This is a genomic window from Streptomyces sp. NPDC051286, from assembly GCF_044455345.1.
Lineage (GTDB): Bacteria > Actinomycetota > Actinomycetes > Streptomycetales > Streptomycetaceae > Streptomyces.
This window is the reverse complement of record NZ_JBITER010000011.1, coordinates 130,060-144,024: the sequence shown is the minus strand read 5'-3', so window position 1 is coordinate 144,024 and position 13,965 is coordinate 130,060. Positions and strand designations below refer to the sequence as shown.

At 68.8% G+C, this 13,965-nt stretch carries 15 protein-coding genes and 1 pseudogene; 8 read left to right on the top strand and 8 right to left on the bottom strand.

The genetic code is table 11. The annotated features are described in order from the left end of the window. Positions 1 to 59: 59 nt before the first annotated feature. Together ACIBB8_RS14295 and ligD are read right to left on the bottom strand one after the other, a co-directional pair. Positions 60 to 1,142, bottom strand: coding sequence for an ABC transporter permease (locus tag ACIBB8_RS14295; protein WP_398951846.1), 1,083 nt, complete (start codon positions 1,140 to 1,142; stop codon positions 60 to 62). Then, positions 1,139 to 2,161 carry a non-homologous end-joining DNA ligase gene (gene ligD, locus ACIBB8_RS14290; RefSeq protein ID WP_398951844.1) on the bottom strand — a complete coding sequence of 341 codons (1,023 nt, stop codon included), beginning with the start codon at positions 2,159 to 2,161 and terminating at the stop codon, positions 1,139 to 1,141. The genes ACIBB8_RS14295 and ligD overlap by 4 nt, the downstream gene beginning before the upstream one ends. A gap of 76 nt (positions 2,162 to 2,237) precedes the next feature. Between ligD and ACIBB8_RS14285 the strand changes: the two genes are divergently transcribed. Continuing rightward, complete coding sequence (locus ACIBB8_RS14285) at positions 2,238 to 3,299, top strand: ATP-dependent DNA ligase (RefSeq protein WP_398951842.1); 1,062 nt, start codon at positions 2,238 to 2,240, stop codon at positions 3,297 to 3,299. A gap of 283 nt (positions 3,300 to 3,582) precedes the next feature. Here ACIBB8_RS14285 and ACIBB8_RS14280 read toward each other — a convergent pair whose 3' ends face one another. Both ACIBB8_RS14280 and ACIBB8_RS14275 read right to left on the bottom strand, forming a co-directional pair. Beyond that, positions 3,583 to 4,599, bottom strand: a complete 1,017-nt coding sequence (locus tag ACIBB8_RS14280) for an MASE1 domain-containing protein (RefSeq protein ID WP_398951840.1) — start codon at positions 4,597 to 4,599, stop codon at positions 3,583 to 3,585. Positions 4,600 to 4,688: 89 nt separating this feature from the next. Next, positions 4,689 to 5,519, bottom strand: coding sequence for a PP2C family protein-serine/threonine phosphatase (locus ACIBB8_RS14275; RefSeq protein ID WP_398951838.1), 831 nt, complete (start codon positions 5,517 to 5,519; stop codon positions 4,689 to 4,691). 689 nt (positions 5,520 to 6,208) lie between these two features. Here ACIBB8_RS14275 and ACIBB8_RS14270 point away from each other — a divergent pair. From ACIBB8_RS14270 to ACIBB8_RS14255, 4 genes and pseudogenes are all read left to right on the top strand, one after another. Further along, a pseudogene (locus ACIBB8_RS14270) lies at positions 6,209 to 6,568 on the top strand (PucR family transcriptional regulator); the annotation flags it as partial. A 217-nt stretch (positions 6,569 to 6,785) separates the two neighbouring features. Next, the gene (locus ACIBB8_RS14265) at positions 6,786 to 7,049 is read left to right on the top strand and encodes a hypothetical protein (protein ID WP_398951836.1); all 264 of its coding nucleotides are present in this window, start codon (positions 6,786 to 6,788) and stop codon (positions 7,047 to 7,049) included. Between the two features lie 295 nt (positions 7,050 to 7,344). Next, positions 7,345 to 7,878: a hypothetical protein gene (locus tag ACIBB8_RS14260; RefSeq protein WP_398951833.1), complete on the top strand. Its 534-nt coding sequence runs from the start codon at positions 7,345 to 7,347 to the stop codon at positions 7,876 to 7,878. Between the two features lie 149 nt (positions 7,879 to 8,027). After that, the gene (locus ACIBB8_RS14255) at positions 8,028 to 8,867 is read left to right on the top strand and encodes a hypothetical protein (protein WP_398951831.1); all 840 of its coding nucleotides are present in this window, start codon (positions 8,028 to 8,030) and stop codon (positions 8,865 to 8,867) included. A 172-nt stretch (positions 8,868 to 9,039) separates the two neighbouring features. Here ACIBB8_RS14255 and ACIBB8_RS14250 read toward each other — a convergent pair whose 3' ends face one another. Together ACIBB8_RS14250 and ACIBB8_RS14245 are read right to left on the bottom strand one after the other, a co-directional pair. Next, positions 9,040 to 9,828: an alpha/beta hydrolase gene (locus ACIBB8_RS14250; RefSeq protein WP_398951828.1), complete on the bottom strand. Its 789-nt coding sequence runs from the start codon at positions 9,826 to 9,828 to the stop codon at positions 9,040 to 9,042. Positions 9,829 to 9,990: 162 nt separating this feature from the next. Then, on the bottom strand, positions 9,991 to 10,536 hold the full coding sequence (locus tag ACIBB8_RS14245; protein ID WP_398951965.1) for a DoxX family protein: 546 nt from the start codon (positions 10,534 to 10,536) through the stop codon (positions 9,991 to 9,993). Between the two features lie 169 nt (positions 10,537 to 10,705). Between ACIBB8_RS14245 and ACIBB8_RS14240 the strand changes: the two genes are divergently transcribed. Together ACIBB8_RS14240 and ACIBB8_RS14235 are read left to right on the top strand one after the other, a co-directional pair. Then, positions 10,706 to 10,876 (top strand): hypothetical protein, encoded by a 171-nt coding sequence (locus ACIBB8_RS14240; protein ID WP_398951826.1) that lies wholly within the window; start codon positions 10,706 to 10,708, stop codon positions 10,874 to 10,876. A 588-nt stretch (positions 10,877 to 11,464) separates the two neighbouring features. Continuing rightward, positions 11,465 to 11,614 (top strand): hypothetical protein, encoded by a 150-nt coding sequence (locus ACIBB8_RS14235; protein WP_398951824.1) that lies wholly within the window; start codon positions 11,465 to 11,467, stop codon positions 11,612 to 11,614. Here the strand turns inward: ACIBB8_RS14235 and ACIBB8_RS14230 are convergent. Beyond that, positions 11,587 to 12,045, bottom strand: a complete 459-nt coding sequence (locus ACIBB8_RS14230) for a YchJ family protein (RefSeq protein ID WP_398951822.1) — start codon at positions 12,043 to 12,045, stop codon at positions 11,587 to 11,589. The genes ACIBB8_RS14235 and ACIBB8_RS14230 overlap by 28 nt on opposite strands. A gap of 394 nt (positions 12,046 to 12,439) precedes the next feature. Here ACIBB8_RS14230 and ACIBB8_RS14225 point away from each other — a divergent pair, with 394 nt between their 5' ends. Then, complete coding sequence (locus tag ACIBB8_RS14225) at positions 12,440 to 12,856, top strand: cupin domain-containing protein (protein WP_398951820.1); 417 nt, start codon at positions 12,440 to 12,442, stop codon at positions 12,854 to 12,856. 291 nt (positions 12,857 to 13,147) lie between these two features. Here ACIBB8_RS14225 and ACIBB8_RS14220 read toward each other — a convergent pair whose 3' ends face one another. After that, positions 13,148 to 13,951, bottom strand: coding sequence for an SAM-dependent methyltransferase (locus ACIBB8_RS14220; RefSeq protein ID WP_398951818.1), 804 nt, complete (start codon positions 13,949 to 13,951; stop codon positions 13,148 to 13,150). Positions 13,952 to 13,965: the final 14 nt, after the last annotated feature.

Genomic DNA, 13,965 nt, shown 5'->3' with positions numbered 1-13,965 from the left:
ATTGGCGAGTCGCGAAAAGAGGTCTGGCTTCATCGACTGTTGCAGTGACTCGGGGAAGGTCAGGAGGCCGTGGCCGCATGCTGAGGCATGTGGTCACGGCCTCCGGGGTGCCGGTGGCGCCATACCCAGAACACCGTGCAGGAGACCAGCGACCAGCCGGCGAGCACCAGGTACGGGAAGATCCGCTGGTGCCCCGGGTAGTAGACGGCGGCGTGCTGGGCGTTGACCGCAGCGCCCGGGGGGAGCCAGCGGCCGACGAAGCCCAGTACCGACGGCAGCAGCGGCCAGGACACCGCACCGCCGGAGGACGGGTTGCCGAGCAGCACCATCAGTCCCCAGGTGGGGATCATCGCCCAGCGCCCCATCAGGGTGTTGAACATGGTGAAGACCATGCCCGTGGTGAACATCGTGAAGGTGAGGATCATCCACGACTGAACGAACGGCAGATCGACGGAACCGAGCAGCCAGTCCACCACAGCAGCGATCGCGAAACCGCCGAGCAGCGCGTACGCCACGGTGAAACCGATCCGCTCCAGCGGGTTCAGCCCCTTGGCGTGCACACTCAGCTGGATGGCGCCGAGAAAGCCGATGACCACCGCGGCGAGCGAGATGTAGAAGAGGGCGAGGCCGCGCGGATCGCCCCGCTGCAGGGGCTTCACGTCCGTGACCTTGACCGGCACATGGGCCGCTTGCCCCACCTTCAGCGTGGACTCGGTGAGCAGTTGGGCGACCGACGCCCCGGACGCGCTCGCGACATCCACGGCGACCCCGCCGTTCGCGGACCGCAGGACGGCGAAGACCTTCTGCTCCTCCAGCGCGGTGCGGGCCTCGGCTTCGGTGGCGTACTCGTGCAGCACCAGCGATGTGTCGAGCGCGACCTCCAGCCCGGCGAGGAAGACCTTGTCGCGCGGAGTGCCGAGATCGCCGACCACGGCGGCCGGGATATTGCGGGGGGTCGGATTGGCCATCGCGTACGTGTAGGAGCCCGCGAAAAGACCGGCCGCCGCCGCGATGATGAACATCAGCACGACGGCAGGCAGATACGGGGACGCTTTGAACACCGCCCACCAGCTGTCACCACGGGTCCGGGGACGGGCGTGTTCCCCGTGCGGTGAGACGGGCTCCAGATCGGGCGCGCTCATGCCTCCCCGTCCTCGTCGTGCCGGGCGCGGCTCGGCTGAACCCGCTTGGGTTCGCCGGGCATCTTCGGGTACTCCGGCGGGTAGGGCATGTCGCCGAGCCCGCGCTCCCGCTCGTCCCGGTCCGCCAGTTCCAGCAGCCCGTCGAGCCGGAAGGCGTGGTCGTCCATGTCCGCGTGCACGTCGCCGAGCTCCGCGTACCGCTTCGGCATGGTGCGGATGTCGAAGTCCTGCGGCTCGGCGTCGTCGAGCTCGTCCCAGCGCAGCGGCGCGGAGACCGGAGCGTGAGGGCGGGGCCGCACGGAGTAGGCGGAGGCGATCGTCCGGTCGCGAGCGGTCTGGTTGTAGTCGACGAAGATGCGTTCACCGCGCTCCTCCTTCCACCACGCGGTGGTCACCCGGTCCGGCATCCGGCGTTCGAGTTCGCGGCCGGCCGCGATGGCCGCGCGACGGACCTCGGTGAAGGTCCAGCGGGGTTCGACGGGGACGAAGACGTGGATGCCGCGGTCGCCGGAGGTCTTGGGCCAGCCGCGCAGACCGTGGTCGTCGAGGACGGCGCGCAACTCATGGGCGGCGGTGACCGCGTCGGCGTAGTCCGTGCCGGGCTGCGGGTCGAGGTCGATGCGGAACTCGTCCGGGTGGTCGGTGTCGGCTCTCCGCACCGGCCAGGGGTGGAAGGTGAGCGTGCCGAGGTTGGCCGCCCACAGGACGGCGGCGAGTTCGGTGGGGCAGATCTCGTCGGCCGGCCGGCCGCTGGGAAAGGCGACGCGGGCGGTGGGGATCCAGTCGGGGAGGTTCTTCGGGGCGCGCTTCTGGTAGAAGAAGTCGCCATCGACACCGTCGACAAAGCGCTGGAGTGTGGTCGGCCGGTCGCGCAGGGCCCGCGTGATCCCGGCCCCGACGGAGAGGAAGTACTCGGCGACGTCCCTCTTCGTGTAGCCCTTCTCCGGGAAGTACACCTTGTCGGGGTTGGACAGCCGTACTGCCCGTCCGTCTGCATCCAGCTCCACCGCTGCGCCCATGGGGGTCAGGGTAGGCCGGGGTCCCATATGCCGCATATCGGGAGCCACATCGAGCTATCCGAGCAAGAATCGGCCCATGGACCTGCCGGTGATGCCACCCGTGAAGCCGATGCTGGCCAAGTCTGTGTCCCGGATCCCGTCGGGCATGCAGTACGAGGCCAAATGGGACGGCTTCCGGGCGATCGTGCACCGCGACGGCGACGAGGTGGTGATCGGCAGCCGCACCGGCAAGCCGCTCACCCGGTACTTCCCCGAGCTGGTCACGGCGGTCCGGGAGAATCTGCCGCCGCGCTGTGTGATCGACGGCGAGATCGTCGTCGCGTACGACGGGAAACTGGACTTCGACCGGCTCAGTGAACGTATCCATCCGGCCGATTCACGGGTGCGGCTGCTCGCCGAGCAGACCCCGGCCAGTCTGGTCGCCTTCGACATCCTCGCGGTGGGCGACGACTCGCTGCTCTCCACCCGGCAGGCGGACCGCCGAGCCGTCCTGGAAGCGGCGTTGTCCGGCGCCTCGGCCCCCGTCCATCTCGCCCCCGCGACCACCGACCCAGCCGTCGCCCAGGAGTGGTTCGAACGGTACGAGGGTGCCGGGCTCGACGGTGTCGTCGCCAAGCCGCTGGATCGGCCGTACCGCCCGGACGTCCGTGTCATGTACAAGATCAAGCACGAGCGGACCGCCGACTGTGTGGTGGCGGGATACCGCTTCCACAAGAGCGGCCCGGTCGTCGGCTCGATGCTGCTCGGCCTCTACGACTCCGAAGGCGTCCTGCAGCACGTCGGAGTCTGCGCGGCGTTCTCGATGAAGCGACGCGAGGAGCTGGTCGCCGAGCTGGACCCGTTGCGGACGGAGTTCGCCGACCATCCGTGGGCGACGTGGGCGGATGCCGCCGCGCACGAGACCGCCCGGCTGCCCGGTACACCGAGCCGCTGGTCCGGGAAGAAGGATCAGTCGTGGGTGGCGCTGCGCCCGGAGCGGGTGTGCGAAGTCGGTTACGACCACATGGAGGGCGACCGGTTCCGGCATACGGCCCAGTTTCGCCGGTGGCGGCCCGACCGCACCCCCGGGAGCTGTACCTACGCACAGTTGGAAGAAGTGGTGCGGTACGACCTGGCCGAGGTGCTGTCAGCCCGCTGATGTCGCGCCCGACGGGGTGGCGCAGGGGTGGTCGCCGGCCGGGGTCCGGCTATGGGGGAGTCGTCGACTGACGACAACGCCGGAGGCGGAGTCGCATGACGCCCGGAGTCCGCTCGCTGTCGTGCACCAGGCCGTAACCGAAACGCGTTGGATTCAAGGGCGTCGCCGCGGTTGTCTCGCCGCCGGGCGGCGCGCTCGTCACCGACTCCGCGCAGATCACCGGTGAGCCGCTCGGCCTGATGTCCATCGGGGCGCGTACGAAGAGGGTGCCGGCCGGGCACCCCTAACGTTCGTCGCCGCGGCCGTCCGCGTCGTCGGGGTCGTCGGACGTCAGCCACTGGTCGGTGACCGGGTGGTCCGACATGGCCGCCACTATGTCGGTGAGCCGCCCGCAGAGCCGATTGATCTCGTCGTGGGTGCGGTTCCGCTCGGTGATGACCGCCGCGAGCAGCAGCGCGGTCAGCGCTGTGGCGCCGTTGAATGCCTGGAGTGTGACCATATTGATGATGAGCTCCTTATGGGCGAACGGACCGGCCCCACGAACGGCCGCCAGAATCGCCAGCATGGAGACTCCGAGCGCACACGACGCGGCGCCTGCGCGTTCGAATCGGAACGCGGCCCAGATGAGGAACGGGAAGACAAGGAAGAGCAGGGAGGCGCTGCTGCCCGTCACCAGCAGCGTGACCGCAAGGGTGCCGAGGAACAGAGCCGCCGCTTCGGCCCACCGCCGGAGTGCCACACCGCGTGGCCACCGCGCCCCGCGAAGGACGAGCAGAAACGGTGCGACGACCAGCACGCCCATGGCGTCGCCCGTCCACCACACCGACCATGTGGGCCAGAAATGTCCTGCGGGCACGGCGCCGGAGAGCACCAGCGCACTGCCGCCCACTGTCGCACTGATGAGCGTCCCGCCCAAGGCGCCGATGAAGACCAGCGCCAGCGCGTCGCGCAGCCGGTCCAGATCGTTGTGGAACCCCGCACGCCGCAGCATCAAGTAGGAGCAGACCGAAGCGAGCGTGTTTCCCACGACGATGAGCAGAACGGACAGACCCGTCGGTCCGATGGACACGTTCGCAAGAAAGGCCCCGATCGCAATGCCCGGCCAGACGCGGAGCCCGAAGACGAGCAGTCCGGCCAGGGCAATGCCGGTAGCGGGCCAGAGTGGCGTGACCTGTCCGCGCACCAGTTGTTCGAGGAGACCCAGCCGGGCAGCCCCGTAGTAGGCGGCTGCGACAGCGAGGACCAGGAGAGTCGAGGCGCCCCTGCGCCGAAGCTCCGGATTGGTCACCACGGCAGTCATCGGACACCACCTGGAAGGGCTCTACCGGCCAGGACGGGTCGGGAGCCACCTCGGTCGTTGCAGCGCGGAGCAGGCAGCGCGGGCCATGGCTACCCCGCGCCGGGCAGGCCGGCGTATCGGACGACGAGGACTGCGGCATCGTCGCAGTGGCCCGTCAGATCGGCCACCTTCACCACTTCACGAGCCAGGTCGTCGGGGTCGCCGTCGTAACCATTGCAGACCAGCCGTACCACCTCCTCCAGCCCTTTCTCGATCGGGCAGGTCGGTCCTTCCACCACCCCATCGGTGACCATGACCAACGATCCCGGCTCCGTCAGCCATCGTCGCGTCACCGGATAGATCTCCCCGGGGAGTATGCCGAGGGGCGGACCGCCACGGTCGAGGATGATGCAGGAGTGACCGGCTGACGTGGCCCAGACCATCGGGATGTGGCCGGCGCGGGAGATCGCGAGCGCGCCGTCGAGCGGGTCGAAGGTCAGAAAGCAGCAGGTCGCGAAAAGGCCGCAGCCCATGGAAATGAGCAGATCATTGGCGCGGCTCAGTACCTCGCCCGGATCGCTCGTGGCGCAGGCGAGGGCCCTCAGGCAGGTGCGAGCCTGACCCATGAAGGCAATGGCTTCCACGTCGTGACCCTGCACGTCACCGATGGCGATCCCGACCGCCCCGTTCGTCATCGGAAAGGCGTCGTACCAGTCGCCCCCGACATCGAGACCGTCATTCGAAGGGGTGTAACGGGCCGCGATGGCCAGGTGGGGCAGCTGCGGAAGCTGGGGCGGGAGCAGATGGCGCTGCAACGCCTCGGCCAGTTCCGCACGCGCCTGCTGGATCCTGAGCCGCTCCAGCGCCTGGTCGACAAGACGCCCGAGGGTGAGCAGGGCATCCTGGGCACTGTCGGCGTGAGTGGTGCGGTGTCGGCGCATGGCCCCTCCGGGGCGTTCCTACATGACCCGTATACCACCTTAGTTCTCTTCGTGCCCGGGGGCCGGACTTCTGACTGACGGTGCAGGAACCTCGAACGGGGATGGGGCCACCGCTGCCGATGCGGCTCCTCCGGCGTAGGCGGATTACTCAAAACCGGGTCCGGCCCTGTCGGCACCGAAGGGCTGTCCCGTAATCCCTGGTGGATCAGCGCGTAGAGGGTTTCCTCGGAATACAGGTGGTGTCCGGGTTCCTGGTGATCGCGTTCCCAGGGCCGGAGAGGGAAGCGGTGAACAGCGGGTCCAGGTCTTCGCCACTCGTTCCACAGCCGGAGAACGGAGGGATCTCGATCTCTCCCTCCAGTGGTCCGCCGCGAAAGATATTGACACATTTCACTCCCCCATGGAGAAGCGTCCTGAAAGACCCGGCCGTCCTGCAGTCGCCCCCCCCACACCCAAAGGAGTGCCGTTGATCTCCGCATCACAGAGGTGTAGAGATTTCCTGAAGGAGGCCGCGGAATACGTTGCCCTCTCGGCGCCGGAACCAATATCTCCCGTGGAGACGGCGATCAGCCCGTTCTCGAACTTCACTTTCGCAGTCACCGGCTGAAATCAGAAATCCAAAAAGGTGGATTCGGCGCCCGGAAGCTTCAAGCTTCCTCAGCAACGGCGGCTTCGGCGGCGGCAGTATGGGCGTCATCGACGACGCGTCCGTCGTCCTCTGCGAGGACCACCTCATTGCTCGGTGGCCCCTCTCCGATCCGGTCCTCCTCGACCAGCTCGCCCGGTGCGACATCGCGCCCGTCGCGGAGATCAGCACCAACCGGCGCGAGCGCCCGATCGAGACGTGGCGGATCCGGCTCGAAACCCGTGATGCCGCTGCCCAGATGGGCGAGTTGCTCGACATACGACCGCAGTCCGTCCGTTACCGGATGCGCAATCCGGAGACCAGCTTCGGCGAGCAACTCGTCGACTCCGAGTCGCGGTTCTCGACCGGGGCAGTGCCGCGTGCGATGCAGCTGTGCGCCCACAGCGACGGCGCGCAGCCCTGATCGGCGCAGCGCGGATTCCGACCGAGCACGTACCTCACGCAGAGTCAACTTACTTATGGGTAAGGGGAAATACCCGGTCACTCTCAAACGGTTGCCAGACGGAGACGTTCTCCTTGAGAAACCCGGAACTGCTTCCCGTTACATAGGAGGAGTCGACCGCCCACCCGGCGGCCGTGGAGCACCACCTCCTGGTCAACCATCCGAGAGGGAAACCCCGATGACCGCCTCGCACCTCCTCGTTCCCGTGCCGATCCCGGACCGGGTCGTCGAACTGATCGGGTCCTGCATCCCGCCGCACATCGTGCAGGCGGAGTTCGACGCCGAGTGCGCCGCCCGCGAGGTCCGCAGGTTCCGAGGCCCGCGGCTCTGCGTCGAGGACCAGGCAGACCGCGAGCAGGCCCTGTCCGAACTGGCGCAGGCCAACAAGGTCCTGGCCGCCCACCATCCCCGGCTGGCGGTGCGCCCCGGCAGCGCCTGGTGACTCACCCGCATCCGACCAGAAGGTTGCTGCTGTTGCGTCTCCGAGCCGCAGACCGGCTCCGATGTCTCCGCGACAGCCACCAGGGCGCGTTACGACGGGGCCCGCGAACGCCGGGCGGGAGGGGACGGAGCAGCGTGAGGGGCTCGGCGAGCGCCCCGGCCGCTCATCAGCGCCGGTCGAGATGCCGTGAGGGGTAGCCGGGCGAGACGCGAAACCATACGATCACGTGTGACCGGCGCACGGGGGGCGGCGTCGGCCGCACCATCACATGAGTGTGCCCCCGCAGGGAGATTTCATGCGATCAACCGCCCTTTCCTCGCTGGCAGTTGTCGCGGCAATCGCCTCGGCACTGCTGAGTGCCGCGCCCGCCTCCGCCGAGACCGCAGCACCCGGGGAGGGCGGCTGGGAGCCTGCCGCCCCCACCCGGCCGTTCGACTACCCGGCCGGAGCCCGCTGCGACTTCCCCGTCCACACCGAACCGGTCGTCGACGAGGTCGTGCAGAAGATGCTGGACCGCCATCCGGACGGATCCGCCTCGAAGATCGCGTTCAAGGGCGATCTGGTCATCCGGGTCACCAACACCGACACCGGCGCCTCCTACGACGCCGATGCCGGTGGCAGCGCGATCATCGACTTCCACACCGACCGCTCGCAGCTCTGGCACGTGGTCGGGCCGGTGCTCGTCGGAGTGGGCGAGAACAACGGCAATCTGCCACGCGGCGAATACCGCATCGACGGCATCTACACCCTCGCCATCAGCTCCACCGGGTACAGGACGCTGAACATGTTCCACGGGTCCACGGACGACGTCTGTTCGCGCATCGGCTGACGGTCGCTCCGGCCGGCCGGAGGCCGGGGTGAACCGGACCGGAAGCGACTGCGAGCCCCGGGCACTGACGGTGCTCCGACGTCGTGAACGGGCAACGCCATCAAAGTCATTGATCCGCTGTCCGCCCTCACACCCGCTGGGAGAACCTCATGCCTGCCGGTCCGCGCCCGTCCGTCCTCTTCGTCACCGACCTCGCGTACCAGGCGCGCGGCCGCCGCTACTGCGACGAGGACATCTTTCTCACCTCGCGGCTGCGCGAGGAATTCGATGTCGCGCTCTGTCATCCGCGCGACGCGGCCGCGCTGCTCGACGGCTTCGACGCCGTCGTTGTCCGCAACAGCGGTCCGGTGCTGCACTACCAGGAGGCGTACGACGCGTTCTGCGCCCGCGCCCGCGAGCGGAAGGTGCCGGTGTACAACCCGCTGACCGGGCGCGGTGACATGGCGGGCAAGCAGTATCTGGTCGATCTGAGCGCCGCGAAGTACCCGGTGATCGCGACCGTGGACCGGGCGGGCGATCTGGGGCTGCTGCCCAGGGCGGCTGAGTATGTGATCAAGCCGAAGCTGGGCGCGGACTCGGTCGGGCTGCGCTTCGTCACGCCGGACGAGCTCGCGGCCGAGGTGGGCGCCGAGCCGGACGGCACCGTGCTCGTCCAGCCGCGGATCGACTTCCGCTACGAGGTGTCCTTCTTCTTCATCGACCGCGACTTCCAGTACGCGCTCTACGCACCGCACCCCGAGCAGCGCTGGGTGCTGGAGCCGTACGAGCCGACGGCGGCAGATCTGGACTTCGCCCGCCGGTTCGTGGAATGGAACGACCTCGCACACGGCATCCAGCGCGTCGACGCGTGCCGGACGGCGGACGGTGAGCTGCTGCTCGTCGAGCTGGAGGACCTCAATCCGTATCTTTCGCTGGACCGGGTGGCGGACGAGGTACGGGAGGCCTTCGTGGCCCGCATGAAGACGTCGGTTCGGGCGCTGCTGCGCTGACCCGGCCGGCCGGCCCCACAGGGGGCCCGGACCCTCTCCGGCGCCCGGACGGAGTGGGTCGAGGAACAGCTCTGGATCACGGCACACGCGGCGACTGAGCCGAGACCGGCCTGTCCCTGGGCTGCCTCAGCGTCTTCGTCCGACTGACGGCTGCGTACGCCGGATGGCGCGCTCAGCCGGGCGAACAGCTTTCCCGCACCTCGGTAGGTGCGTTGTCGGTACGTTGCTGCTGGGGAGTCGTCGTACTGACGTCGGGACGGGAACCGGCCCGGTCCGGAAGGTCTCCGGGCAACCTTTCCCGATGAGCCGGCGCAGTCACCGGCCCTCCCGGCGGGGCGGGGAAGGCTGCCCGCTCGACCAGCCAGCCTGCTAGGGCCGCCAGCGCGTCACGGGCGATTGCGTGGCCAACCTGGTCACGCCGGGAGATCGCAGGTGCCCCTGACTCGACGGTCAGGTAACGCCATGTCCGGTCGAGCAGTTCGCGGGGTATGACCTGATCGTGATCGCCTTGTGCGACGAAGACAGGCACTCCGGCAAGCCGCGCGGCATCGGTGGGCACCCCTGCCTCGAACGGCAGCGTTCCGTACAGGATCGCCGCGCCGGCGAACCGCGCGGGATCGTCCAGCAAAAGACCTCCCGCGAAGGCGGCTCCGCCGCTGAAGCCGACGAGAACAACCGGCCGGCCCGGCGGGGCGACGCCGTCGAGCCACAGTCGGAACCAGTCCATGGTGGCACGCAGTGACTCCGCGACGGGTCGGCCGATGCCACGGTTGGCGAACCAGGCGAAGCCGCCGTGTTCAGCGATAGGGGCGCGAACCGCCGCGTAGGAAAGGCCACGGGGCAGAGCGTCCGCCAGCCCGATGATCTCGGTCTCACGCGAGCCGCGGCCGTGCAACAGAACGACCAGCGGTCCCTCCGCGTCTCCTCGGGTCACCACGACAGGCGTGTCGAAACGGCTCACGACGCGCCTCCCGTGTCAGTGCCGCGGGTCGGTATCGCAGGAGTAGTGCTCACGACTGGTGTCCCTTCAGACGGTGGGGCCGAGCAGTGCCCGGCCGGTCCGCCGAGGCCGGTTGTTGTCGGCGGTGAGTGAGATGGCGAAGTCCGCAGCGGACAACTGGGGTCAGTTACGGATGAGCAGCACGAGAGCAGCGATCACGGCGGCAAGCACCAAGGCCGCGACGCCGTATACAAGCCGATGGGCCCGCAGCCCGGGGAGAAAGCGGTCGACGGCGAACCTGCCCGGCCCGGTGAGGGCCAGCCCGGCCGCACCTGCGGACAGCAGGAGTTCATACTCGACACCCGTCGGGGCGAAGAAGCCGCCGCCCCACTTGACTGCGAGCGCGTTGATCATTGTGCCGAGCACGGCCGCGCCTGCGAGCGGAGTGAGCAGCCCGAGCACAAGGCCGAGTCCGCCGAGGACTTCACTGAGTCCGGCAATCAGCGCCATGGTTTCGCCGGAAGGATAGCCACTCATGGTGAAGAACTGACCAACGCCTTCAAGCCCGCCGCCACCGAACCAGCCGAAGAGTTTCTGCGCGCCGTGGGCCGCCACCGTCAGGCCGAGAACCAGGCGCAGGATCAGCAACCCGGCATCGTAGGCGTACAGAGAGGGGCCTTCCGTGCGGGCGCCGGAGAAGGAGCGGGTGGTGCGCAGGATGGAGGTCATTTTTTGCACGTGCCCTTCCAGAGGGAGCAGACGTTGAACTTTCAAGCGTTGCTCAAGCGTACCTGTTACGTGAAACTTCAAGCAACTTCTCTGAACGGTCGGCGTTCGCCGGCACCGGAGTCGGGCGAGACAGCCACGGTGACGCTCTACGGCGAGGACGACCGGTGCCGTGCTGTCCCCGATCACCGGCACCACCTCGACGCGTCTCTTCCTCGACGGCCAGGAGCTGGTCGACCGACCGGTCGCGAACCACCCGTGCGTCTGCGCGGCCACCGACGGCCGGCCCGTGGTGCGCGTCGACGACGCGCACATCCATGGCGGGGTGCCGGCTGTCACGTAAGTGCTGACGAGACAGGAGACGCCGGCGAGGGCGGCGGCACCGGCGTTGATGCCCGGGACGAGGGTCGTGATCCGCATCTTGGTACGGGGCAGGTGCGACCAGCCGAGCGCCCCGTTGCAGAGGCAGTGGCTGCACACCGAACCGAGGTTGACGAAGACGAACACGGCCGCGAGGGCGTCGAGGAGGAGGCCGTGGTCACCCGTGGGGATCGGCAGGAAGTTGCCGCCGGCCGTTGCCGCGGAGGCGACGGCACCGGCCGCGACGGACGATCTTGTTCGCCACGTACGGGGCACCGGCCCCGCACCGAGCGCGTAGCCGTACGGAGCCCATCCGCGAGCCGAGACACCCACCGGCCGCGGGGCCGCCCACTGGTCGAACTCGTCCGCGCCTGCTGCAGCAGAACGGCGAACCGGTGGCGATCGTCACCGGTCAGCCACAACGCCCCCGCCCGCAGACGGCACCACGACCAGCCGCTCACGGCAGCCTCCTTGTGCGGCGCGCCGCCTCACTGGCTGATGCCGACACCACCCCGCACTGCTGGGCTCCGACGAGGGCAGGACGGGGCACTACCGGATCGACGGTAACGGCGTGCCCGGGGCTCCGTCGGCACATCTGCCGTACGCGGATCTCGCGATGGCGCCGGTGGACGAGGCGGAGAATCCGGCGCTCCACCGCACGCGGGCGTCCGTTGAGCCGGGCGCGAGCAGCGATCAGTCGATGAAGACCGCCGTCGTGTAGACCCAGGCGCCCTCGTGCCGGACGAACCGGCTCTTCTCATGGAGCGAGTCCGGTCGGCCGTGGTCCCTGTAGTGGGCGCGAAAAGTGACGGTGCCCGTGGTGTGGAACGCGCTGCCGTCCGTCGTCTCCAGGATCTCCAGGCGCACCCAGCGCATTCCGGGATCGAAGTCGACCACGGGCGGCCGGGTGTCCGGGTGCCAGGTGCGGAGGAGATACGCCGCATCCTGGACGACGAAGGCGGCATACCGCGAACGCATCAGCGCCTCGCAGGTCGGCGCGGCGGCGGTGCCGGCGTGCAGTCGTCCGCAGCAGTCGGCGTACGTGGCGGGCAGGCCGCACGGGCACGGCGAAGCCGGAGTGATCGCGGTCACCGGGGCGTTCCGGGTGCTCGCGGCGTTGGGCTGCCGGGGGCGTGTGCTGCGTCGGGACATGCGTCCATTGTGACCTGTTGCGGGCGGGTCAGTGCTTCAGGGTGAACCTGCGCCGGTACTCGGTGGGGGTGACCCCGGTACGGCGGCGCAGCTGGGCGCGCAGGTTCGTCGCCGTACCGAGTCCGCCGGGCGGGCGACCGCGAATCCGGCAACCTCGCCGAACTGGAAGAAACCGTGGCACATCCGCACGGTCGGGGTCTCGGCGCAGGACGCGAAGTCGTACCAAGGCACGGGCAGCTCGGCGTGGCGCAGGCCCGAGAGTTCGGTGGCCACGCCCATCCCAAGGGGGTTGGATCCGGCCGAAACGATCACCACGATCGGGTGCGAGGATTCTTGTGCCCTATTCCGTTCATAGCACTCCCCTTCGTGGGGCCCAGCGTCGAGGATGGGGATCATGAGCGATGACACGACGAAGGCCGGCCCGGACCCCATCCTGCTGAGCAAGGCCCTCACGACGTTCGAGACCCTGTGGAGCCCGCGGATCGTGACCCGCGTCAACGACTACGACGTACGGGTCGCGAAGGTCCGGGGCGAGCATGTCTGGCACGTCCATGACGACACCGACGAGTTCTTCCTCGTCCTCGACGGCACACTGGACATCGCCCTGCGCGAGGACGGCGGCGAGCGCACGGTCACGCTCGACCGGGGCGCGGTGTTCGTCGTCCCGCGCTCCACCTGGCACAAGCCGTTCTCGGCGGACGGCGCCTCGCTGCTGCTCTTCGAGCCGTCCGGTACGTCGACGGTGGGCGACCGGCACGACGACGTACCCGGGCATGTCGACGCGACGACCGGGCACGCCTTGGGCAGCTGAACGCGGCTCGCACACTGGGGGTTGACACTCCGTCGGGCTGCGGGCCAGAGTCCCGCCGATAGAGATCACCGAGCTGACCGCCGCCGAGCGCCGCGTCTGGGACGCCTTCCCGCGCGGCACAGCAGTCGATTTCCGTACGGGGGCGGGCAGGAGCGGGCGTTCAACCCGCAGGGCTGGTACCAGTGGCTGTCGTACTTCCTCATCGCGACCGGGTGGCTGCTCGCGACGACGATCGCCGCGGGCATCACCCGGTCGGTCAGCAGGCAGTGAGCATGCAGGTGACGGCCCGGGTCAGGGCTTGCGGGCCACGCCCGCGTAGCCGGGAATCGGCTCGTCGCCGGGTACATCGATGACCTCGCCGAGCTCCGGGTGCCAGTCCGCGGAGAGCGAGACGCCCGGATCCACGAGTTCGAGTCCCTCGAAGAACGCGGTGAGTTCGGCGCGCGAGCGCGGACGCAGCGTCATCCCGCGGGCCTTGTACAGGGCCGACGCCTGCGCCGCACCCTCGGGGTTGAAGTCCCCGGTGGTGTGCGAGAGCACCAGATAGCTGCCCGAGGGGAGCTTCTCAACCAGCTGGTCGACGATCTCGGCGGCACCGTCCTCGTCGTCGAGGAAGTGCAGCAGGGCCAGCAGGGACAGAGCGATCGGCTTGCTGAAGTCGAGTACCTTGCCCGCCTGTTCGAGGATGGTCTCCGGCTCGCGGGCATCGACCTGGATGTACTGCGTGGCGCCCTCGGGAGTGGAGCGCAGCAGGGCCACCGCGTGCGCAAGGACGATCGGGTCGTTGTCGCAGTAGACGATGCGCGAGTCCGGGGCCGTCTGCTGGGCGATCTGGTGGAGGTTCGGCTCGGTGGGGATGCCGGTGCCGATGTCGAGGAACTGGCGTATGCCCTGGTCGGCGAGCCACCGTGTGGCGCGGTGCATGAACGCCCGGTTGACCCGGGCCATGTCACGGCCGCGGGCGTCGAGAGTCAGGAGCTGCTGCGCCATCTGTTCGTCGACCGGATAGTTGTCCTTGCCACCGAGGAACCAGTCGTACATCCGGGCGGGATGCGGCTTGCTGGTGTCGATCTCAATGGGCTCGTGCCCGGTCATGGGGCGCTCCTGGG